We start from the raw sequence: 26,079 nt of genomic DNA, 5'->3' as shown, positions 1-26,079 counted from the left end.
GGTTTTAGTAGGCTCGCCGCGCGTGGCCGCAAGCGGGGCTTCCGCGAAGCGGGCTGACGAGCCGGTCGGTCCACAGTGCACGGGGACCAGGGGAGATGTGATCATGACGGACGCGGTGGAGAACGCCGGCGCAGTGCAGCCCGTGACGGGCGCGGCCCGGGGTGTCACGTCGGTTTCCGACGAGGTCGTGGAGAAGATCGCCGGTACGGCCGCTCGTGCCGTGCCCGGTGTCGCCGATCTCGGCGGTGATGTTTCCCGGTTCTTCAACAGTGTGCTGGACAAGATCGGCCTGGACGAGGTGGGCGACGCTCGGCGGGGCGTGTCGGCCGACGTGAAGGGCGGCTCGGCCGTCATCAACGTGGTCCTGGTGATCGACGCCGGTCACGTCGTGGCCGACGTGACCGAGGCGGTGCGGGCCGCGGTGATCGAGGCGGTGGAGAAGTACGGCCTGACGGTCACCCAGGTCAACGTCACTGTGGACGACATCGAGCTGAACCAGCCGGGGGCGGCAGCCGGAGCCTGAGACGTGGCTGCCCGACGGCCAGACGGCTGCCGGACCGTCCGCCAGGAACATCCCGGGACGGCATCGTCCCAGTAGGCTCGCACCGCCCCGTCTTCACCGGGGCCGGACGTGCCCAGACGCGGTGGTACGAGGAGCAGGGAGCGACTGTGGACCTGGAAGCAACGCGGGAGCTGACCAGGGCGTCGGTGCCGGCTGGCGGGACGACGCAGGTCGCCGACGAGGTGATCGAGAAGATCGCCGTCGCGGCGGCCCGCGCGGTGCCCGGCGTGGCCGACCTGGGCGGGGACGTCGCCCGGTTCTTCAACGCGGTTCTCGACCGGGTCGGGCTGGACCAGGTGGGTGACGCCCGGCGGGGTTGCTCGGCCCACGTCACGGGGGACGCCGCCGTGGTCAACCTGGTGTTGGTGATTGAGGCAGGTCGGCCGGTACCGGAGATCACCAGTCAGGTACGCGCTCAGGTGACGGAGACGATCGAGGCGTTCGGGCTGCGGGTCGACGAGGTCAACATCCGGGTCGACGACGTGGCGATGGGTGGACCGACCCCGTAGCGCGTAGCGGGGCGTCCAGATCGCACGTTACTCGCCGGTACGGCCTGACTTAGCGATCGTTCAGGTAGGGGCCTTACACTCGACGTGCAGTCGAGGACCCGAGGAGGAGCCCTGCTCATGGACGCCGACGAGATCGACGCCGGACGGGCGCGCTGGCAGGCCCGGTACGACGCCGCGCGCAAGCGGGACGCGGACTTCACCACGCTCTCCGGCATGCCGGTGGAGCCGGTGTACGGGCCGCCGGAGGGCGCCACCTATCCGGGCTTCGAACGGATTGGTTGGCCGGGCGAGTATCCGTACACCCGGGGTTTGTATCCCACCGGTTACCGCGGTCGGACCTGGACGATCCGGCAGTTCGCCGGCTTCGGCAACGCCCAGCAGACCAACGAGCGCTACAAGATGATCCTCGGCGCCGGCGGCGGCGGCCTCTCCGTGGCGTTCGACATGCCGACGCTGATGGGCCGCGACTCGGACGACCCGCAGGCGCTCGGCGAGGTCGGCCACTGCGGCGTGGCCATCGACACCGCCACCGACATGCAGGCGCTCTTCGACGGCATCGACCTGGCCGGCGTGACCACCTCGATGACCATCTCCGGTCCGGCAGTGCCGGTGTTCTGCATGTACCTGGTCGCCGCCGAGCGGCAGGGCGCCGACCTGTCCAAGCTGGACGGCACCCTGCAGACCGACATCTTCAAGGAGTACATCGCGCAGAAGGAGTGGCTCTTCGACCCGGAGCCGCACCTGCGCCTGATCGGCGACCTGATGGAGTACTGCGCCCGGGAGATCCCGCGCTACAAGCCGCTGTCGGTCTCCGGCTACCACATCCGTGAGGCCGGCTCGACCGCTGCACAGGAGCTGGCGTACACCCTGGCGGACGGCTTCGGCTACGTCGAGCTGGGCCTCTCGCGTGGGCTGGACGTGAACGTCTTCGCGCCGGGGCTGAGCTTCTTCTTCGACTCGCACCTCGACTTCTTCGAGGAGATCGCCAAGTTCCGCGCCGCCCGCCGGATCTGGGCCCGTTGGCTGCGTGACGTCTACGGCGCGACCAGCGAGAAGGCCCTGTGGCTGCGGTTCCACACCCAGACCGCCGGGGTGTCGCTGACCGCGCAGCAGCCGGTCAACAACGTCGTACGCACCGCCGTCGAGGCTCTCGCGGCGGTGCTCGGCGGCACGAACTCGCTGCACACCAACGCGCTGGACGAGACCCTGGCGCTGCCCACCGACGAGTCGGCCGAGATCGCCCTGCGTACTCAGCAGGTGTTGATGGAGGAGACCGGTGTGGTCAACGTGGCCGACCCGCTCGGCGGCTCCTGGTACGTCGAGGCGTTGACCGACAAGATCGAGGCCGAGGCGGAGGAGATCTTCGCCCGGATCCGGCAGCTCGGCGGAGACGGGCCACACCAGATCGGCCCGATGACCTCGGGCATCCTGCGCGGTATCGAGGACGGCTGGTTCACCGGGCACATCGCCGAGTCGGCCTTCGTCTACCAGCAGGCCCTCGAAAAGGGTGACAAGAAGATCGTCGGGGTCAACTGCCACACCGGCACGGTCGCCAAGGAGCTGGAGATCCTGCGCATCTCGCACGAGGTGGAGCTGGAGCAGCGCCGGGTGCTCGCCGAGCGCAAGAGCGCGCGGGACGAGTCAGCGGTCCGCGCGGCGGTGACCCGGATGATCGAGGCGAGCCGGACCGACGAGAACATGATCCCCGCCATGCTCGACGCGGTCCGCGCCGAGGCGACCCTGGGCGAGATCTGCGACGCCCTGCGCGCCGAGTGGGGCACCTACCGAGAGCCAGCCCGCTTCTAACCCCCCACCACCACCCCTCCGCGATCTTGCAGTTTGTGCGCCGACATAAGGCATGAATGCGGCGTACCGGCGACAGAATGTGCAAGATCGCGGGGGGTGGGGACGGGGCGTGAGAGTTGCAACGTCGGGGTTGCGGGTGAGCTGAGATCGGGGGCTCACGTGCGAGACTAGGTAACCATGAGCGACCCACGGATCACCTCGTCGATCTTCACCCGCGGCGCGGTCGACCTCAGCACGCTGCGTGGCCCCGCACCAGCAAGTACCCGCCCCGGCACGCCCCCGCAGGGCGGCCCGTCCAACGGCGCCCCCGGCGCGCCCACCGCCGGCGGTGACACCGCCATCGTGGACGTCACCGAGGCGACAATTCAGTCCGACGTGCTCGAACGCTCGATGGCCACGCCCGTCGTCGTGTTCTTCGGTGCGGCCGGCTTCCCGGAGAGCGACGAGTTCGCCCCGGTCCTGGAGCGGCTGAACGCCGAGGGCGGCGGCGCCTGGGTGCTGGCCCGGGTCGACGTGCAGGAAAATCCCCGAATCGCCCAGATGTTCCGGGTGCAGGGCATCCCCATGGTCTACGCGGTCGTCGGCGGCCAGCCGGTCGACGCCTTCTCCGGAGTGGTTCCCGAGGCTCAGCTGCGGCAGTGGCTCCAGGCCGTGCTCAAGGCCGGTGGCGTGACCGTCGCCGAGCCGGAGGACCCCCGCCTCGACGAGGCGGACGACGCGCTGATGAGCGGCGATCTGGACGCCGCCGAGCAGGCGTACAAGAAGATCCTCGCCGACGCCCCGGCGGACGCCGCGGCCACGGCGGGGCTGGCCCAGGTCGGGGTGGCCCGCCGGGTGGCCGGCGCCGACCCGTCCGCCGCGCTGGCCGCCGCCGAGAGCGCCCCCGACGACGTCGCCGCCCAACTGCTGGCCGCCGACATCGAGGTGCTCAGCGGGCTGGCCGAGCAGGCGTACGCCCGGCTCGTCGGTCTGGTCCGGCGCACCGCCGGTGAGGACCGTGAGACGGTTCGCCAGCACCTGGTCTCGCTCTTCTCCATCGCCGGCCCGGACGATCCGGCGGTCGCCTCGGCACGTCGGGCCCTGGCCAGCGCCCTGTTCTGAGTTCGTAGCACGCCAGCGCGGGCCGGCGTTCCGGCCGGCCCGCCCGACCACCGAGGACGGGAGCTCATGATGCGCCGGATCGCCGTCCTCGACGCGCCGACAAATCTCGGTCTACGGCCGCCGACGCCCACGTCGGTCCCGGGTTGCGCCAAGGCGCCCGGGGCGCTGCGCGACCACGACCTGCTGGCCCGGCTCCGCGCCCGCGACGCCGGCTGTGTCACTCCCGCCCGTTACGACCCGGGCGACTGGCGGCCCGGCGACGGGGTGTGCCACGCCCGGGAGATCGCCGACTACTCGTTGGCCCTCGCCGAGCGCATCGGCTCGATCATCGACCGGGGTGAGTTCCCGGTCGTGCTCGGGGGCGACTGCTCCGTGCTCCTCGGCTCGGCCCTGGCCATGCACCGCCTCGGCGAGGCCGTCGGCGGGCGGATCGGGCTGGTCTTCGTCGACGGGCACTCCGACTTCCGGCACCCCGGCAACGCCTCCTACGTCGGCGCCGCCGCCGGTGAGGACCTGGCCCTGGTCACCGGGCGAGGGCAGGCCGACCTGGCCGCGCTGGAGGGCCGTCGGCCCTACTTCCGCGACATCGACGTGGTGGTGCTCGGCATTCGCGCCCAGGACGAATACCGGCTCGACCTCCAGGCCGCCGGGATCACCACCCGACCGGTGCCGGCGCTGCGCGCCGAAGGAGCCGCCCGGACGGCCCAGTGGGCGCACGAGCAACTCGCCGACTGCGCGGGTTACTGGGTGCACATCGACGTGGACGTGCTCGACCCGGCGGTAATGCCCGCCGTGGACGCCCCCGACCCGGGTGGAATCGCCTTCGCCGAGCTGGAGATCCTGCTCGCCGGCCTGGTCGACACCCCGCACTGCCTCGGCGTGGAGCTGACCGTCTTCGACCCCGACTACGACCCGGACGGCTCGTACGCGGCCGAGATCGTCAACACGGTGGTCGCCGGTCTGGCACCGGTGACCGCCCCGGAAGCCGTGCCGCCCCGACTGCTGTCGGCCCGGCCCACGCCCTCCCCGCGGCGCGGCAACGGCCGGGCCGCGACCGCCACCACGGATCGCTCCGACCGCGCCGAGCGGCTCGACCGTGCCGAGCGTCCCAACCGTGCCGAGCGGCTCGACGGGCTGGTCAGGCTTGACGGGCTCGACGGTGCTGAGCGGGTTGCGAGGCTTGAATTCCCCGCTGACACCGACGCCGCTGACATCGACCCCGCCGATGTCGGGCCTACTGGGCTCGGGTCTGCCGATGTCGGGCCTGCCGGCGTTGGTGTCCCCGGCGTCGGTTCGCCGGTGGCCGCGGTGCCGTACGACGTCCCGGCCGAGGGGGAGTCGCCCCGCACGGGCGGACGGGCCCACTCCGAGCCATCGGGCGTCGCGGCCAGTGTCGCGCCCCTGGTCGAGCGCGAACCGGTCGGCCCGCCGGCGTCGGCCGGCCCAGGTCTCCTGCGACGCACCGCCGCCCCGTCGGCGCAGAACCCGCCCGAAAGGCACGAAGCCGACACCGCCTGACCCGACCCTCGGCCCCCTAGCCTTGATCGACTCGGTTTCAGTGACTCCGGACTGTCCGAGTGGCTCGGACACCGCAGTTTCAGCGAAACCGAGTGGATCAAGGCCGGGCGCCGCGCGTTGGCCCCGGGGCGATGGCCGGACGCCCGGTGGTGCCCCGGACAGCCCAGGGCCCCGCGGGCGCCCGGCAGAGCCCCGGGTGGTGGGGTCAGGGGGTTGGGAGAGCGCGGAGGAAGCGCTCGGCGATCGGGACGGCCGAGGCGGTGCTGGCCCCGCCCTTCTCCACGAAGACGGCGAACGCCACGTCGCCCCGCCAGCCGACGAACCAGGCGTGGGTGTGCGCCGGGTTGTCGTCGTACTCGGCGGTGCCGGTCTTGCCGTACACCTCGCCCGGCACATCCTTGAGCGCGCTGCCGGTGCCGGCGGTGACCACCTCGCGCATCATCGTGCGCAGCGCCTTGACGGACTCCGGCTTGAGCTGCTCGCCTGCCGGGGCCGGCTTGGCCGGCGCCGGGTCGATCAGCAGCTTCGGCTGCTCGAAGCGGCCGCGGGCGACGGCGGCGGTGGCGCCGGCCATGGCGAGCGGGCTGACCAGCGTGGTGCCCTGCCCGAACGACGCGGCGGCCTGCTCGGCCAGGCTGCCGCCCGTCGAGACCTTGCCGGTGAAGGCGTCCGTGCCGAGGTCCCACTGACCCTCCAGGCCCAGCGAGCGACCGGCGGCTGCCAGCCCGTCGCCGCCGAGCTTCGGGGCCAGCGCGGCGAACGCCGTGTTGCAGGACTTGGCGAAGTCGGTGCGGAACGGCACCGAGCCGAGCTCGAAGTTGTCGGAGTTCTTGAAGGACCGGCCGTCCACAGTGAAGGTCTTCTTGCAGTCCACCGGCCCGTCCAGCGTCACCGCACCCCGGTCCAGCAGGCCCAGCGTGCTGACCATCTTGAACGTGGAGCCCGGAGGCACCTGGGCGTCGAAGGCCAGATTCTCCCCGGCCGGACCGGGGCCGTTCGCCGCGGCGAGCACGGCGCCGTCGCTGATCCGGATCGCCACCAGGGCGGACCGGCGCGGCTCGGCGCGCAGTGCCCCGTCGGCCGAGTTCTGAACGGCGACGTCCAGCGTCGTCTTCAGCGCCTGCCCGGGCTGCGGCTCCCGGCGGAACAGCTCGGCGCCGGTGGGTTCGAGTTTGCCGCCCTCGGCCGGACGCTCGACCACCACGGTCAGCCCGGGCCCGCCGCGCAGTCGTTCGTCGTAGCGGCCCTGTAGCCCGCCGTGCCCCACCAGATCGCCGACGACGTACCGGTCGGGGTGCGCGGCGAGGTCGTCGGCCTGCGCCTGGTCGACAGTGCCGAGCAGCGCGCGGGCGAACTCGCGGGTGGGCGCCAGGTCGATCTTGTCGGAGATGAACTTGGTGCCGGGCAGGTCGTAGATCCGGGGCTTGATCTGCCGGTATGCCTCCTCGCGGAGCGACACCACCTCGACGAATGCGCCCGGCTCGGCCTTGGCCACCCGGTCGGGCAGGTCGGCCAGGTCGACGCCGGGGACCAGCGCCGGGCGGATGGCCTTGAACGCCGCGTCGAGGTCCTTGACGAGCTTCTTGAGGTCGGTGACCCCGTTGGGCTGCACACCCACCCGGACCACCGGGCGCGGGGTCACCAGCGGTTTTCCGGCGTTGTCCAGCACGGCGGCGCGGGCACCGGGGTCGCGCCGCAGCGCCAACCGATCGCCCTTGGTGAGCTGCTCGTGCACCACCTTCGGCTCCCAGATCACCTGCCACTGGTCGTCGTCGCCGTGGGCGAGCCGCACCTCCCGGTCGTACGCCCAACGGGTCTGACCGGGCAGGGTCCACTCCACCTGGACGGTCGTGGTGGCGATGTCCTTCGTGATCTTCGGCTCGCCGCGACGCGTCAGCTTGGGCGGGGTGGACGCCAGCTCACCGGAGAGGTCCTTGATCTCGCGCGCCACGTCGGCCGACGGCAGTTTCGAGCCGAGCGGGTCGATCAGACCGACCGCCTGGAGATCACCGCTGCGCCAGCCCGCGAGGAAGGCGTCGACGGTGCGCTGCGGCCCGTCGTCACCGGAACAACCGACCAGGACACCCGCCGCGAGCAGCGCCGTGGTGACGGCGGCGGCGAGCCGGCGGGCGGGGTTCGGCCGGTGGGGCCGGGGGTACGACAAGGGCATGAAGCTGGTCCTTCCGATCTCGGACTGCCCTCGCACGGTAGTACGGGAACGCCGTCCCCAACGTCCCCCAGGCGCTCGGCCGCGCTCAAAGACGGGCCGCGCCCGTGTGATGAACATCGCGTGGCGGGGTATCCCGCAGCCGGCCAACCTCGGACCCGCAACGGGTGAAAGGACAAAGTCCCGATCCGGACGTCTGGCCAGTGGTCCGCCGACGAAGGCGCAGAGCGGCAGGGCCTAGGCTGGGCGGCAGAGTGACCCACAACGCGGTGGGTCGAGGGGAGTGGCACCGATGGACCGGCGTCCGGCGATCAAACCGGAACCCGACCTCCGGCAGGATGACTCCGGCCGGGACGATGACAGCTTCGATTCGGCGACCGACGGGGACGGCTACGGCCGACTCGACACGGGAGTCACCGGGCTGACCGGGTCGAGCATCGACACCATCTACGATCTGGGTCTGCCAGCCGAGGCGCTGGCCGACGACGTGGAGGACGCCGAGCTCGACGAACCCGTCCCCAACGCGGAGCGCCTGGTGGCCCAGGCCGTCGCGCTCGCGGGGGACGACCACGACGCGGCGACACTTGTCGGCCGTTTCTGGCGGTTCGCACCGGACGAGGAGCTGGTCGGCTTCACGGCGGAAGAGATGCTCGACGCGGCCCGGGCACACCGGGATCTCGCCCAGCAGCGGGTGCCGGGCGAGTTGAAGCTGCGAATCCACGAACCGCACGCGGACCAGCACCACACGGTCGTCGAGATCGTCACGGACGACATGCCGTTCCTGGTCGACTCGGTGACGGCGCTGCTCAACTCGTACCACCTCGACGTGCACCTGCTGGTGCACCCGCTGGTGGTGGTGCGGCGGGAGCCGCTGGGTCGGCTCACCGAGGTCTCCGCGGATGTGGAACCGGACGACGCGATCGCCGGCGACATCATCGAGAGCTGGATGCGGATCGAGATCGACCCGGTCCGGGACGCGGCCGAACGGGACCGGTTGCGCCGTGAGTTGCAGCGGGTGCTCACCGACGTGCGGGAGGCGGTGGAGGACTGGCCGAAGATGCGTCAGCGTGCCCTCGCGCTCGCCGACGAGCTGGCGTCCGCCCGTACCTCCGACAACCGCCCACCGGTGCCGGAAAAGGACATCACCGACTCGGTGGAGCTGCTGCGGTGGCTCGCCCAGGACCACTTCACCTTCCTCGGTTACCGCGAGTACCGGTTGGTGGACGCCGGCGGCGGCGACGCCGCCGACCCGGTCGACGGCAAGGCGTTGGAGGCGGTGCTCGGCACTGGTCTGGGCATTCTGCGCTCCGATTCGCCGGACGCGCGGTCGCTGGCCTCGATGACGCCCGAGGCGCACGAGAAGGTGCTGGAGAAGCGCCTGTTGATCATCACCAAGGCCAACTCGCGTGCCACCGTGCACCGCTCGGCGTACCTGGACTACATCGGCTTCAAGATCTTCAACTCCGACGGTGACGTGATTGGTGAGCGTCGCTTCCTGGGCCTGTTCTCGACCGCCGCCTACCGGACCAGCGTCCGCGAGCTGCCGGTGGTACGCCGCAAGGTGGCCGAGGTGCTGGACCGCTCCGGCCTGAGCCAGCGCAGCCACTCGGGCAAGGATCTGATCCAGATCCTGGAGACCTACCCGCGCGACGAGCTGTTCCAGATCAAGACCGACGACCTGTACCACGCGGTGGTCGGCGTGCTGCGGATGGCCGGCCGCCGGCAGCTGCGGGTCTTCCTGCGGCGGGACGCGTACGGGCGGTTCATCTCCTGCCTGATCTACCTGCCCCGGGACCGGTTCACCACCCAGAACCGGCTGCGCATGCAGGACATCCTGCTGCGTGAGCTGAACGGTGTCGGGGTGGACTACACCACCCGGGTCACCGAGTCGATGCTGGCTCGGGTGCACTTCATCGTCCGTACCGACCCGACGCGGCCACCCGGCGACATCGACGCCGACCTGCTCGCCGAGGAGTTGGCCGACGCCACCCGGCTCTGGGACGACGACTACCGGTTGGTGCTGGAGCGCAAGCTCGGCGACGAGCAGGCCAAGCACCTGTTCACCCGGTACGCCGACGCGTTCCCGGAGGGCTACAAGGACGGGCACACGCCGTACGAGGCGATGAAGGACCTGGCGAAGCTGGAGCTGCTGGAGGAGCCCGGCCAGCTGGAGATGCACCTGTTCCGCAAGCAGTTGGCGCCCCGGCCGGGCACCCGGGTACCGGGAGCCGACCTGGCCGAGGCGATGGACGTCCGGTTCAAGGTCTACCGGTACGGCGAGCCGATGATGCTCTCCGCGGTGCTGCCGGTGCTGCACTCGCTCGGCGTACGGGTGGTCGACGAGCACCCGTACGAGGTGGACCGGATCGACGGTCGGGTCTACCTGTACGACTTCGGCCTCATGCTGCCCGAGGGGCATCACGAGCTGGCCGAGGTGCGCCCGCACGTGGAGAACGCCTTCGCGGCTGCCTGGCGCGGCGAGGCCGAGGTGGACCGGTTCAACGAGCTGGTGCTGCGCGGCGGGCTGACCTGGCGGCAGGTGGTGGTGCTGCGGGCGTACGCGAAGTACCTGCGGCAGGCCGGCACGGTCTTCTCGCAGGACTACATGGAGCAGACCTTCATCGCGTACCCGAAGCTCGCCGCGTTGCTGGTGGAGCTCTTCGAGACCCGGTTCGCGCCGGGCGAGTTGAGCACCGAGCAGCGGCAGCAGCGCAGCGGTGAGCTGGTGGAGACGATCCGGGGCGCGCTGGACGACGTGGCGAGCCTCGACCAGGACCGGATCCTGCGCTCGTACCTGACGCTGATCGAGGCGACCCTGCGGACCAGCTTCTACCAGAAGCGCGCCGACGGGCGGCCGAAGGCGTACGTGGCGTTCAAGCTCGACCCGCAGGCCATCCCGGACCTGCCCGCGCCGCGACCGAAGTTCGAGATCTTCGTCTACTCGCCGCGCTTCGAGGGTGTGCACCTGCGGTTCGGGCCGGTGGCCCGGGGCGGGTTGCGGTGGTCCGACCGTCGGGAGGACTTCCGTACCGAGGTGCTGGGCCTGGTCAAGGCGCAGATGGTGAAGAACACCGTGATCGTGCCGGTCGGCGCCAAGGGCGGCTTCGTGTTGAAGCAGAAGCCGGGTGACCGGGACGAGGCGGTCGCCTGCTACCAGGAGTTCGTCGGCGCGATGCTGGACGTCACCGACAACATCGTCAGCGGGCAGATCGTGCCGCCCGAGGACGTGGTCCGGCACGACGGCGACGATCCGTACCTGGTCGTGGCGGCCGACAAGGGCACCGCGACGTTCTCCGACATCGCCAACGAGATCTCCAAGAACCACAACTTCTGGATGGGCGACGCGTTCGCGTCCGGCGGATCCGCCGGCTACGACCACAAGAAGATGGGCATCACCGCCCGGGGCGCCTGGGAGTCGGTCAAGCGGCACTTCCGTGAGTTGGGCCTGGACACCCAGACCCAGGACTTCACAGTGGTCGGCGTCGGCGACATGTCCGGCGACGTGTTCGGCAACGGAATGCTGCTCTCCGAGCACATCCGGCTGGTGGCCGCCTTCGACCACCGGCACATCTTCCTCGACCCGGAGCCGGACGCCGCCACCTCGTACACGGAGCGTCGACGGCTGTTCGACCTGCCCCGTTCCTCCTGGGAGGACTACAACCCGGAGCTGATCTCGGCAGGTGGCGGCATCTTCCCGCGTACCGCGAAGTCCATCCCGATCACGCCGCAGGTCCGGGCGGCGATCGGCCTGGACGACGACGTCACGCAGTTGTCGCCGCAGGACCTGATGAAGGCGATCGTCACCGCCCCGGTTGACCTGTTCTGGAACGGTGGCATCGGCACCTACGTCAAGGCCTCCACCCAGACCAACGCCGAGGTGGGCGACAAGTCCAACGACGCGATCCGGGTGGACGGGCGCAACCTGCGCTGCCGGGTGGCCGGCGAGGGCGGCAACCTGGGCTGGACCCAGCTCGGCCGGATCGAGTACGCGTTGACCGGTGGCCGGATCTACACGGACTTCATCGACAACGCGGCCGGGGTGGACACCTCCGACCACGAGGTGAACATCAAGATCCTACTCAACACGGCGGTGGCCGACGGCGAGTTGACCACGGCCGAGCGGGACGAGCTGCTGGCCGGGATGACCGACGAGGTCGCGGAGCTGGTGCTGCGGGACAACTACGACCAGGCTCGGGCGATCAACAACGCCCAGGCCCAGGCCGCCTCGCTGCTGCCGGTGCACCGCCGGATGATCAACGAGTTGGAGCGGTCGGGCGGGTTGGACCGGGCGTTGGAGGCGCTGCCTCCGGACGAGGAGTTGGCGGTCCGCAGCGAGTCCGGGCTGACCGCACCGGAGTTCGCCGTGCTGCTCGCGTACGTGAAGATCGTCCTGGAGCGGGAGATCCTCACCGAGGGGTTGGCCGACGAGGAGTGGACGACCGACGTCCTGGTCAACTACTTCCCGACGCCGATGCGCGAGCGGTTCGCCGACCGGATGGGTCGGCACCGGCTGCGCCGGGACATCGTCACCACCGTGCTGGTCAACGAGGCGATCAACCGGGGTGGCATCTCGTTCATCTTCCGGGTGGTCGAGGAGACGGCGGCCAGCGCGGCCGACGTGATCCGGGCGTACGTGGTGGTCAGCGAGGTGTTCGGCCTGCGTGACCTGTGGGACGCGGTCGAGGCGCTGGACAACAAGGTCGCGCCGGAGCTGCAGACCAGCGTCTACTTGGACACCCGCCGGCTGCTCGACCGGGCCGTGCGGTGGCTGGTCTCCAACCGGCGTTCGCCGATCGACGTGCCGGCCGAGATCGCCCGGCTGCGCGACGGGGTCACCCGGCTGCTGCCGGGGCTTGAAGAGCTGTTCTACGGCAACGAGCGCCAGGGCCTCGCCGCGCACATGGACTCGATGACCGAGCGTGGGCTACCCCGCGAGCTTGCGGAGCGGGCCACCCGGCTGATGTACAGCTTCGGTCTGATGGACGTGGTGGAGACCGCGAACGCCAGTGGGCGGGACGTCAGCGAGGTGGCCTCGGTCTACTTCGTGCTGTCGGACCTGTTCCGGGTGGACTCGCTGCTGTCGAAGATCTCCCTGCTGCCGCGGGAGGACCGCTGGCAGACGTTGGCCCGGATGGCGCTGCGTTACGACCTGTACGCCGCGCTGGCCGCGCTCACCGCGGAGGTACTCGACTCCACCCCGGGCGACCTGCCGCCGCACGAGCGGGTGCAGCAGTGGGAGCAGTCGAACGCCACCTCGATCCACCGGGCCCGGCGGGCGATGGGTGAGTTCGACGAGTCGCGGGCGGACCTCGCCGCCCTGTCGGTGCTGCTGCGCCAGATCCGCACCCTGGTACGGACCTCCGCGGCCGCCTGAGTCAGGTACACCGGACGCGGTCCGGCCGGTCGGGGTGACCCGACCGGCCGGACCGCGTCTCGTTCGTCGTAGGTCACGCCGCCAGGGTGGCGAAGACGACGATGTTGTCCGGGTAGCTCTTCGCGGCCTGGTCGAACTGGCCACCGCAGGTGACCACCCGCAGGCTGGGCCGGTCACTCGGTCCGTACACCAACTCGGTGGGAAAGGCCGTCTTCGGGTACGACTTCACCGAGTCGACAGTGAAGGTGGCCGGCACTCCGTCGGCGCGGCGCACGGTGACGGTGTCGCCGGGGGTGAGAGCGCCGAGGTCGAAGAAGACGGCCGGACCGAGCACCGCCGAGTCCACGTGCCCGACGATGACCGCGTTACCCGTCTCGCCGGGGCTCGCACCGGGCTCGTACCACCCGGCCTGGTCGGCCTTGTCCAGCGGAGGGACCTGGACGGTGCCGTCCGGGTTGGTGCCCAACGACATGATCGTCGCGTCGACGCCGATCCGGGGGATCTCGATGCTGGTCGGTGCTGAACGGGCCAACCCGGCCGCCCCCTGACCGACCGCCTGCCCGTCGAGCGAGGCATCGTCGGCGGTGCTCGCCGGTGCGGTCGCCTCGGGGCCGGCCTGGGCCAGCGGCTGCGGCGGTCGCGGAGTGGGCGTGGTCTTCAGGGAAGCGCCGATCATGCCGGCACCGATCATGGCCATGGTGACGACGACGGCCGTGCCGGCGGCACGCCACGGTTTCCCGTGGCGGCCGCCGGCCGGTGTCGCCGTCACGTCAGACGAGCGAACCATCGGTCCGCCGACGACGCATCAGCACGATCCCGCCCAGCGCGGCAGCGCCGAGCAGGCCCGCCCCGCCGGTGGCCAGACCCCGGTCGGTACCGGTGCTGACCCCGCCGTCACCGCCGTCGACACCGCCGTGCGGCAGCACGACGAGCTCGCCCTCGCCGCAGGAGCCCTTGAGCTCGTAGCGACCCGGCTTGGCGTCCTTGTCGACCTTGGCTTCGCCGTAGTAGACAAACTCGCGCTCCTCGTGCCGGCCACGCTCGTCCGAGCCACGCTCGTCCGAGCCACGCTCGTCCCGGCCACGCTCGTCCGAGCCACGCTCGTCCTTGCCGTAACCGTCACGCTCGTCCGAGCCGCGCTCGTCCTTGCCGTAGCCGCCGCGCTCGTCCGAGCCGTACTCGGAGCCGTGCTCGTCCTTGGACTCCCAGCCCTTGTCCGAGCCGTACTCGGAGCCGTGCTCGTCCTTGGACTCCCAGCCCTTGTCCGAGCCGTACTCGGAGCCGTGCTCGTCCTTGCCGTAGCTTCCGCGCTCGTCCGAGCCGTACTCGGAGCCGTGCTCGTCCTTGGACTCCCAGCCCTTGTCCGAGCCGTAGTCCGAGCCGTGCTCGTCCTTGGACTCCCAGTCCTTCTTGTCTTCGTCCTTGGAGTCCCAGTCCTTCTTGTCACGGCCCTCTTCGGCGTCCTGGCCGTGCTCCTCGCCCTTCCAGTCCTTGCTGCCCTCGTCGCCATAGGCGTCGGCGGCGGCGCCGCCACCCTGGCCACCCTTGCCGTTCTCGTCCTTGCCCTCGTGGTCCTTGCCGTTGTCGTCCTTGCCGTGCTCGTCCTTGCCGTTCTCGTCCTTGCCCTCGTGGTCCTTGCCCTTGTCGTCCTTGCCGTTCTCGTCCTTGCCCTCGTGGTCCTTGCCGTTCTCGTCCTTGCCGTTCTCGTCCTTGCCCTTGTCGTGATCGGAGGAGTTCTCCTCCTCGCGCCACTCGCGGTCCTCGCCCCGGTCTTCATGCGCCGGCTTGAGCTTGACCTTGCCGGTGACCTTGGACCACACGTACGCGTGCTCCTGCCGATCCGGGCAGATCTCGAGGAGCTTGACCTCGTCGCCAGCCTTGACGACATGCGGCTTGGCGTAGACCTTGCCGTCGTCGTGGCCGTCGGCGAACGCGATCCCCGGTGCGAACACCAGGAGCGACGCGCCGCCGAGCGCGGCGCCCGCAACGACCTTCCCGAGCATCTTCTTAGCCATGACCTGCGTCACTCCATCCCTGTTGTCCTGAGCTCGGCGACAACCGAGCTAAGACCGACGTTAGACCGTTTCATGACTTATGAAGTGAAAGATTCGCGTTTTACCTTTGATCCAAGTAAGAGGCGAAGGGGTGCTACGCGGCTTTCGCCGCGCCCAGCGTCGTCTCGGGCGTCGCGGGACCTTGTGGGTCCCGCACGGTGTTCCGCGCCCCCTGCGCCCGACCTGCCCGCCCATCGGGTTGCGGCGGGTCCGGACCACCCGTGTCAGTCGGGCGCGCTCGGAGGTATCGTCCGAAACGGCCCCGCCAACGCATCGAGCCATTGCCATGGAAGCGCTCCCATGCAAGAATCGGCGAACGCGGTTCAAGAGAGCCATACCGTGCAGGCAGGGGAGTCGAGGGCACCCGGGTCACCGGGCGACGCACCCGCCGCCGATCGACCGGCCGACGCCTCGGTCGGGCACCACCACCACCATCGCCCGTCCGGGTCGGGCGCCCCCCAAAGAATCCCGTGGCGCCGACGGCCGTCCGTGCAGGACGCCCATCGGGCCGTCCCGCCGGGCCGTACGTGGGCCCGGTCTCGCCCAAGGAGATCAGTGGCATGAATGTGTGGAGAAGGCTATCCGGCCCACGCCGGGCCCTCGCGCTCGCCGGCGCGGGTGCCCTGGTCGCCGGTGGGCTCGTAACGATTCCGGTTACCGCGGCGCAGGCCGCGACGCAGTGCGACATCGCGTACACGAGCAACGACTGGCCCGGCGGTTTCACCGCGAGCGTCACCATCAAGAACGTCGGCGACCCGCTGAACGGCTGGACGTTGGGCTGGACCTTCGCCAACTCCAGCCAGCGGGTGCAGCAGGGCTGGTCGGCCACGTTCACTCAGTCCGGCAGCCAGGTCACCGCCCGGAGCCTGTCCTACAACGGCACCCTGGCCACCGGCGCCTCGACGAGCATCGGCTTCAACGGCGCGTGGAGCGGCAGCAACCCGAAGCCGACCTCGTTCACGCTGAACGGCGTGGTCTGCAACGGTGGCACCACGCCGCCGACCGACCCGCCCACTGACCCGCCGACCGATCCGCCGACCGATCCGCCGACCGACCCGCCCACCACGCCGCCGCCCGGCACCAAGGTCGACAACCCGTACGTCGGGGTGCGCGGCTACGTGAACCCGGAGTGGAAGGCCAAGGCGGACGCCGAGGCCGGCGGAAGCCGGGTCTCCAACAACCCCACCGCCGTCTGGCTGGACCGGATCGCCGCGATCAACGGCACGCCGGACAGCAGCTCCAACGGAGCCTTCGGGGTCCGTCAGCACCTGGACGAGGCGCTGCGCCAGGGCGCGGGCTACATCCAGTTCGTGATCTACAACCTGCCCGGCCGGGACTGCTCCGCGCTCGCCTCCAACGGTGAGCTGGGCCCGGACGAGCTGCCGAAGTACAAGGCCCAGTACATCGACCCGATCGCCGCGATCCAGGGTGAGTCGAAGTACAGCAGCCTGCGGATCATCAACGTCATCGAGATCGACTCGCTGCCGAACCTGGTCACCAACACGTCCGGCCAGCCCGGCGGCACTGTCATGTGCGACACGGTCAAGGCCAACGGCGCGTACGTCAACGGTGTGGGCTACGCCCTCGCCAAGCTCGGCGCCATCGGCAACGTCTACAACTACATCGATGCCGGACACCACGGCTGGCTCGGCTGGGACTCCAACTTCGGCCCGACCGCCGACATCCTGAAGACCGCTGCGGTCGCCTCCGGCAGCACCGTCAACAACGTGCACGGGTTCATCACCAACACCGCGAACTACTCGGCGCTGACTGAGCCGTACTTCAAGGTCACCGACAACGTGAACGGCCAGACGGTGCGGCAGTCCAAGTGGGTCGACTGGAACTTCTACGTCGACGAGCTGTCCTTCGCCCAGGCGTTCCGTACCAAGCTGGTCTCAGTCGGCTTCAACTCCAACATCGGCATGCTGATCGACACGTCCCGCAACGGTTGGGGTGGCTCCGCGCGGCCCACCGGGCCGGGCGCCACGACCAGCGTCGACACGTACGTCAACGGGGGTCGCATCGACCGTCGGGCCCACCTCGGCAACTGGTGCAACCAGGCCGGCGCCGGCCTCGGCGAGCGGCCGCGGGCCAACCCGGCGACGGGCATCGACGCCTACGTCTGGGTGAAGCCGCCGGGTGAGTCGGACGGCTCCAGCAAGGAGATCCCGAACAACGAGGGCAAGGGCTTCGACCGGATGTGCGACCCGACGTACGGCGGCAACGCCCGCAACGGCAACAACCCGTCCGGGGCGCTGGCCAACGCACCGATCTCCGGTGCCTGGTTCTCCGCCCAGTTCCAGGAGCTCATGCGCAACGCCTACCCGGCGCTCTGATCGGGTAGCTCACGCACCAACCCGCTGCCGGTGGTTGGTGAGGCACTGTTGGCAGCAGGTTCCCCCCGGGTCCCCGGCTCGACCGTCACAGGTCGGGCCGGGGACCCCCCCTTTCCGGCCCCGATCAGGGCACTGTGCGTTCGATCGCCGCCCGGCCCTGCTCGGCCAGGTCACGGCGGGCCTTCTCCAGGTTCTCCGGTGTCAGATCCTGCCCCCGGGCCATCACCAGGTCCTCCGGCTCCCAGGGCTGTTCGCCCCCGGTGCGGATGTTGTCCCCGCCAGCGCCGGTGCCCGTCCCGGTCGCCCCGGTGCCGGCGGCGTAGGGGTCACCGATCAGCTCGTCGGTGTCCGGTGCGAGGTCGTCCGGTCGACTGCGAGGCTCGGCGAAGCCCGGTGTGTCCCGGTCCGGGCCACCTCCGGTCCGCAACTGCGGCACGGTGGCGTCATCGTCCACCGCCGAGGCCACCTCGGGGCTGTCCTCCAGCGGCGGTTGGCGATCGCGATCGGTCATGGTGCTGCCTCCTGTGTCCGACACGGTGCCTGATTTCCCCCACGTACCCCTTCGTGCCGCGCTCATGCCGCACGGCCCGGCGGTCCGGCCGGGCCGTGCTCACGCCGTGCGTCAGGTGGTCAGGCGTCGGGCTGCTGCTCGTTCGGGGCCGGCGCTTCCGCTGGGCGCCACCACTGCCAGAGCAGCATGAGCAGACCGAACACGAGCATCGTCAGCCCGGCCCACAGGTTGATCCGTACGCCTTCGGCCTTGTCGATCTCGGCCCGGCTGTCGAAGACGCCGATCAGCGTCACGATGACCCCGTACGCGACGAAGAGGCCGCCGATCACCCGGCGGATGTCGAACAGCCGGGCCGCTGCGGAGCGCCGCTGCTCCGCCTGCGCCTCGTCGATCAGCGGGTCCTGTGCCGGCTGGCCATCGTTGCTCATCTGCCGACCCCTTTCCTTAGAAGACCGGGATGTAGAAGAGGGCGGCCAGCGCGACCGCGATCAGACCGAGCAGCACCGGGGAGCGGTACCAGGCGGCGTCCCCGGCGAGCAGGTCGCCCTTCAGGTCGACGCCGCCCATGCCGTACACCAGCCCGCGCAGTTCCTCGTCCCGCTTGGGTGAGGTGAGCGGAGTGACGATCGCGGCGACCACCACCGCCGTGACGAACGCCAGACCGGCACCCCAGAAGCTCTCCTCCAGGTCGGAGTTGAAATCGACCACCCCGCCCTTGTAGAGCAGGTAGAGGCTCAGCGACACCAGGGTGCCCAGCAGCAGCGACCAGAAGCCGGCCAGCGCGGTCATCCGCTTCCAGAACATGCCGATGATGAAGGTGGCGAACAGCGGCGCGTTGAAGACGGAGAAGAGCGCCTGGATGTAGTTCATGATGTTGCTGAACCCGGCCGCGATGAACGCGGTGCCGATCCCGATCACCACGGCGGCGACCGTCGCCCACCGGCCGACCCGCAGGTAGTACTCGTCCGACCGGTCGCGGCGGATGTACGCCTGCCAGATGTCGTAGGTGAAGACGGTGTTGAAGCCGCTCACGTTGGCCGCCATGCCGGCCATGAACGAGGCGAGCAGGCCGGTGACCGCCACCCCGAGGACGCCGTTGGGGAGCAGGTCGCGCATCAGCAGCGGGATGGCGTTGTTGTACTGCAGGTCGCCGCTCTCCGCGCCGAGGCCCTTCACAGTCACCAGGGCCACCAGGCCGGGGATGACGGTGACCAGGGGGATGAACAGCTTCGGGTACGCGGCGATGATCGGCGTACGCCGGGCGGCGCTCATGTTCTTCGCCGAGAGGGCACGCTGCACCTCGGCGAAGTTCGTCGTCCAGTAGCCGAACGACAGCACGAAGCCGAGGCCGAAAACGATGCCGATCCAGTGCGCGCCCAGCGGGTTGGCCGTGCTGCCGGTGTCCTGCCACGCGTGCAGGCCAGCCTCGCCGAGTTTGGTGTCGCCGACCGCGTCCATCAGGCCGTTCCACCCGCCGACCTTGACCAGGCCGATCACGGTGACCGGGATGAGGCCGGCCAGGATGACGAAGAACTGCAGCACCTCGTTGTAGATCGCCCCGGACAGGCCGCCGATGGTGATGTACGCCAGCACGATCGCCGCGCCGACCACGATCGCCGTCCAGAGCGGCCAGCCGAGCAGCGCCTGCATGACGAGGGCCAGCGCGTACAGGTTCACGCCGGCGATCAGCACCTGGGCGACGGCGAAGCTGATCGCGTTGAGCAGGTGGGTGGGGCGGTTGAACCGCAGCCGCAGGTATTCGGGCACGCTGCGGACCTTGGAGCCGTAGTAGAAGGGCATCATCACGATGCCCAGGAAGACCATCGCCGGGACCGCGCCGATCCAGTAGTAGTGGACCGTCATCACGCCGTACTGGGCCCCGTTGGCGGCCATTCCGATGATCTCCAACGCGCCCAGGTTCGCCGAGACGAAGGCGAGACCGGTCACCCAGGCCGGCAGGGAGCGGCCGGAGAGGAAGAAGTCGACGCTGGTCCGGATGGCCCGGCGCGCGGCGAAGCCGACCCCGAGGACGGTGACGAAGTACAGCGCCAGGATCAGGTAGTCCAGGCCGTTCATGTTGAGCCGAAGACCGTCGCCGTCCATCCCGTCCACCCCTCGCTCCCGACGTCCGCGCTCGTTGGTGCGCGCGGGCGCCCTATTACCCCGTCCGCGCGGTTTCACTCCCGGAGGGTCGGAACCGGCCGTGTTCGGGCCCTTCGGGCGATCTGGTGTGCTCTGCGGCGATCGGCACGCAAGAGGGCGCCCCGGCCGTTTCCGGCCGGGGCGCCAGTGTGCGTCGGGTGACTCAGCGACCGAGTACGCGGTCCAGGAAGTCCCGGTAGTTGCGGACCGCCATCCGCAGTTGCTCGGTGTCGGCCGAGCCGGCGTCCTGCCAACCGCCCAACGTGTTCTTCTGGGCGGCCAGCGCCGAGGAGAGGGCCTGGATGGCCTCCTCCACCAGCGACTGCGCCTCGCCGGCAGCCGCCTGCGGGTCGTCGACGAAACGCAGCTGCACGTCCCGCCAGCGGTCCCGGAAGCCCTGCGCGGTGTCCGTGTCGAGGAGCGTGGCCGGCTCGGCCGCGACCGTCGACCCGGCGGGTCGGGATGTTCCGGCGGACTCCAGCGTGGGGCTGGTGTCGTCGCCGGGGACCGGTTCGCCGTCCGCGTCCGGGTCGACCATCTCCGGTGTCGCGCTGCCGTAGCCGGCCGCGCCAGCTGCCGCGGCATCCCGGTCGCCGGTCAGATCGCCGCGCCGCTCCGGGTCACCGTTCGTGCTCCCCGGCGGGACGACGGTCCGCGCGGAGGTGTCGGCGTCGGCGCGGTCGTCCAGGTCGGTGGGGTCGTCGACGTCCGCGCTGTCGTCGACGTACGCGTCGCGGCGGTGCAGCTCCGCGGTGGGGTCGGCGCGCAGACCCTCCCGCTCACCGTCCTCGGCACCGTCGCCCGGCTGGGCGGTCCGCTCGGCCCTCGGGTCCGGCTGATCCTGTGGGTGCGGGCTGGCCAGCGCGGAGGCGGCCACCGCGTCGGCCACCGTGGTGGCGCCGAATGTCGTCGGCAGCGGCCCCGGCTCGTGGAAACCGCCCTCATCGGTGGACCGGTCGTCGCGCCGGTGGCGCGGGTCGGAGTCGTCGGTCAGCTCGTCGTCGGCCGGGTCGTACGCGGCGTCCCGATCGGTGTCGTCGGCCCGCTCATGGACGGCGGCCTGGTCGTCGAAGGTGCCCCGGTCGTCGAGGGCGTCCTCCGGGACGTCGGAGCGACCGGCCCGGTCGCCGGCCGGGGGTACCGGCACGGGCGCGGACCGGACGGCCTCCGGGTGGTCGTTGCTCACCTGCTGCTCTTCCTGGCGCATCGGTGGCCTCCTCAGCGGCTCGTGGAGTCGTGGTCCGGGTGGTGGCGCTGTTCGGGCGTGTGGTGGCCGACCGGCTCCTCGCCCAGCAGGTCGGCGAAGAGTGCGCGGTAGTGCACGACCGCCTGCCGCAGCTCCTCGGTGCTGGCCTCGCCCCGGGAGTTGCGCAGGTGGATCTCGTGCGCGTCCCGGTAGTTGGTCAGCGTGCGGGCGTGCTCGACGGAAAGGTGGGCGATCTGGTCGGAGAAGTCACCGGTCGGATAGCCCTGCTCCTCGATGAGGCGGGTGACCAGAACGTCCGCGTCGCCCACGGTCTCGCCCGGGGAGTCGATGAAGCGGACCTGGAGTTCCTCCCAGGCGGCGGCGTACCGGGCTCGGGATTCCGGGGTGAGTGGGGTGAGTGTGAGCTCGGCATGCCGGCGTTCCCGGTCGCGCAGTTCGCGCTCCGCGGCGGACCGACTGTCCTGTTCCGCCACCACCCGGTCGTACTCCGGTCCGAACCGGTTGCGCAGGGCCCGGCGGTTGTTGAGCGAGCGGGCGGCCACGGCCAGCACCGCGACGATCACCAGCACGACGAGCACGATGACGACTATCTGCGTGGGCGACATGGGCTCCTCCTTCGTCATCTGCTATTCCCTCCGCGCAGTGATCGCCAATCCCGATCCGAGGTACTTTCCTGACGAGGGGCCCAACTACTCACCGGCCAGAACCTGATTCATCCCAGAAGAGGCGCTTGGGCGGTGAAGACACGGTGAAGACACGGGCGGTAGTGAAACAGCCTCCGATTACGTATCCTGCCCAAGGCGCCCGCGCCGGTGCCCGGCGACGCGGCCGGGCGCGCAGCCGGCAGGCGCGGTGCCCGGCGGTGCCGGCACCCCTCCTGCCACCCTGTACGGGCGAGGTCTGATGAAAACCCGCGACTGGCCGATCCGCTCGAAGCTGACCGCGTTGGTCGTCGCGCCGGTGACCGCGCTCCTGGCGCTGTGGATCTTCGCGACCACGCTGACCTTCGGTCCCGCCCTGAACCTGCTCTCCGCCCGCACCCTGTTGTACGACCTGGGTCGCCCCGGCGAGACAGTGGTCACCGAGCTGCAACGGGAACGCCGACTCTCGGCGGTGCAGCTCGCCGGCAGTACCGAGCTGCCCGCACTCGCCGAGCAGCGCGGGCGCACCGATCGGGCGGTCGCCGAGCTGCGCCGCCGGGTGGACGGGGAACCGCTGCGCGACGCCGCCGACGACCTGCTGGAAACCCGGGTCGACCAGCTGGTCAACGCACTGGCGGCGCTACCCGACGGGCGGAAGTTCATCGACGAGCGCAAGGTGGACCGGGCCGGCGCGATCGGCCTCTACAGCGGCATGGTCTCCGCGGCCTTCCAGGCGTTCGCCGGCATGGCGACCCTGACCGACCCCGACATCAACCGGCAGGCCTTGGCGCTCACCGCGCTGGGTCGCTCCCGGGAACTGCTCGGCCAGAGCGACGCGCTGCTGGCCGGCGCACTGACCGCCGGACGGTTCGCCGAGGGGGAGCACACCCAGCTCGTACAGGCCATCGGCAACCAACGGTGGCTCACCGAGAGCGCCGTGGCCGACCTGCCCGAGAGCAGCCGGGTCGCGTACCAACGGTTGACCGAGAGTGAGGCGTTCACCCGGCTGCGCAGCATGCAGGACGCGCTGGTCGTACCCAACCGGTCCGGCCGGCCGACTGTCGACGCGGCGTCCTGGCAGGCCAGCCAGGACGCGGTGCAGCAGCAGTTGCGGGACTTCGAACTGTCCGAGGCCGACGCTCTCACCGACCGTTCGGTGCCGATGGCGGTCCGCATCCTGGTGCGGCTGGCCGCCGCCGGCGTACTCGGGCTCGTCGCGGTGGTCGTCTCGGTGCTGGTGGCCCTGCGGGTCGGCCGCACCCTGGTCCGTCGGCTCAGCGGCGTCCGCACCGCCGCGCTGGAGCTGGCCGAGCACCGGCTGCCCGACGTGGTGGCCCGGCTGCGCCGGGGCGAGCAGGTCGACGTCGCCCGGGAGGCGCCGCCGCTGGAGTACGGCCACGACGAGATCGGCGAGGTCGGGCGCGCCTTCACCGAGGTGCAGCGCACCGCCGTCCAGGCCGCGGTGGACGAGGTCACCCTGCGTCGCGGGCTCAACGAGGTCTTCCTCAACATCGCCCGACGGAGCCAGAGCCTGGTGCACCGCCAGCTGCATCTGCTGGACCGGATGGAGCGGCGTAGCGAGGACCCGGACGAGCTGGCCGAGCTGTTCCAGGTCGACCATCTGGCCACCCGGCTGCGCCGGCACGCCGAGGATCTGGTCATCCTCGCCGGCTCCGCGCCTGGCCGGGGTTGGCGGAACCCGGTCGCGATGGTCGACCTGATCCGCGGCGCGATCTCCGAGGTCGAGGCGTACGAACGGGTGGACGTCAAGGCCGTGCAGCCGGCCGGCGTGCTGGGGCGGGCGGTCGGCGACATCATCCACCTGCTCGCCGAGCTGGTCGAGAACGCCACCGCCTTCTCCCCGCCGGACACCCGGGTCACCGTCACCGGGGCGCAGGTGGCCAACGGGTACGCCCTGGAGATCACCGATCAGGGGCTGGGCATGTCCGACGCGGCACTGGAGACCGCCAACACCCGGCTGGCCAGCTCGCCCGAGTTCGACCCGGCGCAGAGCGCCCGACTCGGTCTGTTCGTGGTGGCCCGGCTGGCGGCCCGGCACGGCGTACGGGTGCGGTTGCGCCCATCCGGGGAGGGTGGCGTGACAGCCGTGGTGCTGGTCCCCGGCGACCTGGTCACCACCGAGCCGCCGGCCGGCCCCGACCCCGCCACGCTCGGCACCGCATCGGCCGACCCGAGCCGGCGGCTGGCTCGGACGGCGCGCCGGGGCACCGTGACCCGTCCCCGTACCCGCCCGCCGACGGCCCCGTCCGCCAGCACCGCCCCGCCCGCCCCACCCACCGGAGCGCCGACCTCGGCCATCCCGCCCGCCAATGGGCGCGACGAGGGCTCGGCGACTCCTGACGAGCCAGACGACGAGCTGGATGGCCTGCCCCGCCGGGTGCGACGTCGTACCCCCGCCGTCCAGCCTCGGTCCACCGTCACCGACACGCCGTCGCCCCGCTCGCCCGAGGAGGTCCGTCAGGTGATGGCGGCGCTCCAGGCCGGCACGGCGCGCGGACGCGCCACCGCCATCACCCCGACGGCGCCAACCGGTCCGACGGCGCCAACCGGTCCGACGGCGCCAACCGGTCCGACGGCGCCAACCGGTCCGACGGCGCCAACCGGTCCGGCGGCGCCAACCGGTCCGACGGCGCCAACCGGTCCGGCGGCGCCAACCGGTCCGACGGTCCCGGCGGCACCCACCGACCCGCCGACGACCCCCGAACCCCCGACCGTGACTGAGAGGGACGCCTAGTGCGGCATTCGACGAAGCAGAGCGCCGGCCTGGACTGGTTGCTCGACGAACTGGTGCAACGGGTACCAGCCGCCCGCGAGGCGGTGGTGCTCTCCGCCGACGGCCTGCTGCTCGGCTGCTCGGCCGAGCTGGAGCGCTCCGACGCCGAACACCTCTGTGCGCTCGCCGCCGGTTTCTCCAGCCTCGCCCGAGGCGCCAGCCGGCACGTGGACGGTGGCCCGGTCCGGCAGACAGTGGTGGAGATGGAGGCGGCGTACCTCTTCGTCACGGCCGCCGGGCAGGGTGCCTGCCTGGCCGTGGTGAGCGACGCCGACGCGGACATCGGGCTGGTCGCCTACGAGATGGCGATGCTGGTGATCCGGGTGGGAGAGAGCCTCGCCGCGCCGGCCCGATCGGCAGCGGGTGCCGGAGATGCGGACTGAGCCGCCCGGGCCGCAGCACGAGTGGCTGGACGGTGACGCCGGCCCGGTGATGCGCCCGTACACGCTCACCGGAGGCCGGGTACGCTCCGCCGTCGACGATTTCAACCTGGTCGCGTTCGTGTTGGCCGGTTCGGACGTCGACGCGACAAGCCATTCGCATCTGCTGCCTGAGCATCGACGGCTGGTCACGTTGGCCCACCGGCCGGTGTCGGTGGCCGAACTGGCAGCCGAACTGGACCTCGCGGTCGGCGTGGTCCGGGTACTGCTCGGTGATCTCCTCGCCGAGGGCCTGGTCGCGGTGCACGAGCCGCCGGCCGCCGGCATCCTTCCCGACGACGACATCCTCAAGGCGGTGGTCAGTGGACTCCGTGCACTATGACCAGGTGGGCACCAGCACCACCATCCCGCTGGCACTGAAGATCCTCATCGCGGGAGGCTTCGGGGCTGGCAAGACGACCTTGGTGAGTGCCCTGAGCGAGGTCCGTCCGTTGCAGACCGAAGAGGTGCTCACCGGTGCCGGGATCGGCACCGACGACATCTCCGGCGTGGAGGGCAAGTCCACCACCACCGTGGCGATGGACTTCGGCCGAATCACCATCAACGACGACCTTCAGGTCTACCTGTTCGGCACGCCGGGCCAGGACCGGTTCTGGTTCCTCTGGGACGAGCTGGCCTTCGGCGCGCTCGGCGCGGTGGTGCTCGCCGACACCCGGCGGTTGGCCGACTGCTTCCCCTCCATCGACTACTTCGAACAGCGGGGAATCCCGTTCGTGGTGGGCGTGAACTGTTTCGACGACTCCCGCCGGTTCAACCTGGAGACCGTACGCCGAGCGCTCGACCTGGACCCGGACGTGCCGATGGTGCTCTGCGACGCCCGGGACCGGCAGTCCGGAAAGATGGTTTTGATCTCTCTGGTGGAGCACGTCGCGCGACAGCGCGGCGAGCCGGTGCCGGCGGCCTGAGATCCGGGCCGG

General features: G+C 70.8%; 18 protein-coding genes and 1 pseudogene. 11 read left to right on the top strand and 8 right to left on the bottom strand.

Going from position 1 to position 26,079, the window contains the following annotated elements; all coding sequences use genetic code 11:
- Positions 1-103: 103 nt before the first annotated feature.
- From MED15_RS29810 to MED15_RS29790, 5 genes and pseudogenes are all read left to right on the top strand, one after another.
- On the top strand, positions 104-523 hold the full coding sequence (locus MED15_RS29810) for an Asp23/Gls24 family envelope stress response protein (protein WP_112737673.1): 420 nt from the start codon (positions 104-106) through the stop codon (positions 521-523).
- Between the two features lie 146 nt (positions 524-669).
- Positions 670-1,071: an Asp23/Gls24 family envelope stress response protein gene (locus MED15_RS29805; protein WP_112584047.1), complete on the top strand. Its 402-nt coding sequence runs from the start codon at positions 670-672 to the stop codon at positions 1,069-1,071.
- 117 nt (positions 1,072-1,188) lie between these two features.
- Positions 1,189-2,877: a coenzyme B12-dependent isobutyryl-CoA mutase large subunit gene (icmA, locus tag MED15_RS29800; RefSeq protein WP_091405796.1), complete on the top strand. Its 1,689-nt coding sequence runs from the start codon at positions 1,189-1,191 to the stop codon at positions 2,875-2,877.
- A gap of 177 nt (positions 2,878-3,054) precedes the next feature.
- Positions 3,055-3,978 (top strand): tetratricopeptide repeat protein, encoded by a 924-nt coding sequence (locus MED15_RS29795; RefSeq protein WP_112584048.1) that lies wholly within the window; start codon positions 3,055-3,057, stop codon positions 3,976-3,978.
- A gap of 66 nt (positions 3,979-4,044) precedes the next feature.
- Positions 4,045-5,013, top strand: a pseudogene (locus tag MED15_RS29790) (arginase family protein); the annotation flags it as partial.
- Between the two features lie 688 nt (positions 5,014-5,701).
- Here MED15_RS29790 and MED15_RS29785 read toward each other — a convergent pair.
- Positions 5,702-7,666: a penicillin-binding transpeptidase domain-containing protein gene (locus tag MED15_RS29785; RefSeq protein WP_112737540.1), complete on the bottom strand. Its 1,965-nt coding sequence runs from the start codon at positions 7,664-7,666 to the stop codon at positions 5,702-5,704.
- A gap of 289 nt (positions 7,667-7,955) precedes the next feature.
- Here MED15_RS29785 and MED15_RS29780 point away from each other — a divergent pair, with 289 nt between their 5' ends.
- On the top strand, positions 7,956-13,037 hold the full coding sequence (locus MED15_RS29780; protein ID WP_112737538.1) for an NAD-glutamate dehydrogenase: 5,082 nt from the start codon (positions 7,956-7,958) through the stop codon (positions 13,035-13,037).
- A gap of 73 nt (positions 13,038-13,110) precedes the next feature.
- Here the strand turns inward: MED15_RS29780 and MED15_RS29775 are convergent, their stop codons facing one another.
- Both MED15_RS29775 and MED15_RS29770 read right to left on the bottom strand, forming a co-directional pair.
- On the bottom strand, positions 13,111-13,806 hold the full coding sequence (locus MED15_RS29775; protein ID WP_112584051.1) for a class F sortase: 696 nt from the start codon (positions 13,804-13,806) through the stop codon (positions 13,111-13,113).
- A 1-nt stretch (position 13,807) separates the two neighbouring features.
- A complete protein-coding gene (locus MED15_RS29770; protein ID WP_146754568.1) occupies positions 13,808-15,052 on the bottom strand; it encodes a putative sodium/potassium/calcium exchanger in 1,245 nt (414 codons plus the stop codon).
- Positions 15,053-15,651: 599 nt separating this feature from the next.
- On the opposite strand from MED15_RS29770, the gene MED15_RS29765 reads away from it, so the two are divergent.
- Entirely contained in the window at positions 15,652-17,427 is a 1,776-nt protein-coding gene (locus MED15_RS29765; protein WP_112731476.1) for a glycoside hydrolase family 6 protein, read from the top strand.
- Positions 17,428-17,551: 124 nt separating this feature from the next.
- On the opposite strand, the gene MED15_RS29760 is transcribed toward MED15_RS29765, so the two are convergent.
- From MED15_RS29760 to MED15_RS29740, 5 genes are all read right to left on the bottom strand, one after another.
- Complete coding sequence (locus MED15_RS29760) at positions 17,552-17,938, bottom strand: hypothetical protein (RefSeq protein WP_091405768.1); 387 nt, start codon at positions 17,936-17,938, stop codon at positions 17,552-17,554.
- 119 nt (positions 17,939-18,057) lie between these two features.
- Positions 18,058-18,366 carry a hypothetical protein gene (locus MED15_RS29755; protein ID WP_112584060.1) on the bottom strand — a complete coding sequence of 103 codons (309 nt, stop codon included), beginning with the start codon at positions 18,364-18,366 and terminating at the stop codon, positions 18,058-18,060.
- Between the two features lie 16 nt (positions 18,367-18,382).
- Positions 18,383-20,041, bottom strand: coding sequence for a sodium:solute symporter family protein (locus tag MED15_RS29750; protein ID WP_112737536.1), 1,659 nt, complete (start codon positions 20,039-20,041; stop codon positions 18,383-18,385).
- A gap of 202 nt (positions 20,042-20,243) precedes the next feature.
- The gene (locus MED15_RS29745) at positions 20,244-21,287 is read right to left on the bottom strand and encodes a hypothetical protein (protein WP_112584062.1); all 1,044 of its coding nucleotides are present in this window, start codon (positions 21,285-21,287) and stop codon (positions 20,244-20,246) included.
- Positions 21,288-21,298: 11 nt separating this feature from the next.
- The gene (locus MED15_RS29740) at positions 21,299-21,892 is read right to left on the bottom strand and encodes a hypothetical protein (protein ID WP_112601435.1); all 594 of its coding nucleotides are present in this window, start codon (positions 21,890-21,892) and stop codon (positions 21,299-21,301) included.
- A gap of 298 nt (positions 21,893-22,190) precedes the next feature.
- Here MED15_RS29740 and MED15_RS29735 point away from each other — a divergent pair, with 298 nt between their 5' ends.
- Genes MED15_RS29735 through MED15_RS29720 form a run of 4 tightly spaced genes read left to right on the top strand, consistent with a single transcriptional unit; the run spans position 22,191 to position 26,067 of the window.
- Positions 22,191-24,683 (top strand): sensor histidine kinase, encoded by a 2,493-nt coding sequence (locus MED15_RS29735; protein ID WP_112737534.1) that lies wholly within the window; start codon positions 22,191-22,193, stop codon positions 24,681-24,683.
- Complete coding sequence (locus MED15_RS29730) at positions 24,683-25,105, top strand: roadblock/LC7 domain-containing protein (RefSeq protein WP_112584065.1); 423 nt, start codon at positions 24,683-24,685, stop codon at positions 25,103-25,105. The genes MED15_RS29735 and MED15_RS29730 overlap by 1 nt, the downstream gene beginning before the upstream one ends.
- A complete protein-coding gene (locus MED15_RS29725; protein ID WP_112698029.1) occupies positions 25,095-25,484 on the top strand; it encodes a DUF742 domain-containing protein in 390 nt (129 codons plus the stop codon). Before MED15_RS29730 ends, MED15_RS29725 begins: the two co-directional genes overlap by 11 nt.
- Positions 25,465-26,067 carry a GTP-binding protein gene (locus tag MED15_RS29720; protein WP_112737532.1) on the top strand — a complete coding sequence of 201 codons (603 nt, stop codon included), beginning with the start codon at positions 25,465-25,467 and terminating at the stop codon, positions 26,065-26,067. The genes MED15_RS29725 and MED15_RS29720 overlap by 20 nt, the downstream gene beginning before the upstream one ends.
- Positions 26,068-26,079 lie beyond the last annotated feature (12 nt).

It is taken from the genome of Micromonospora noduli (assembly GCF_003264475.1).
Lineage (GTDB): Bacteria > Actinomycetota > Actinomycetes > Mycobacteriales > Micromonosporaceae > Micromonospora > Micromonospora noduli.
This window is presented reverse-complemented; position numbering and strand designations above follow the sequence as displayed.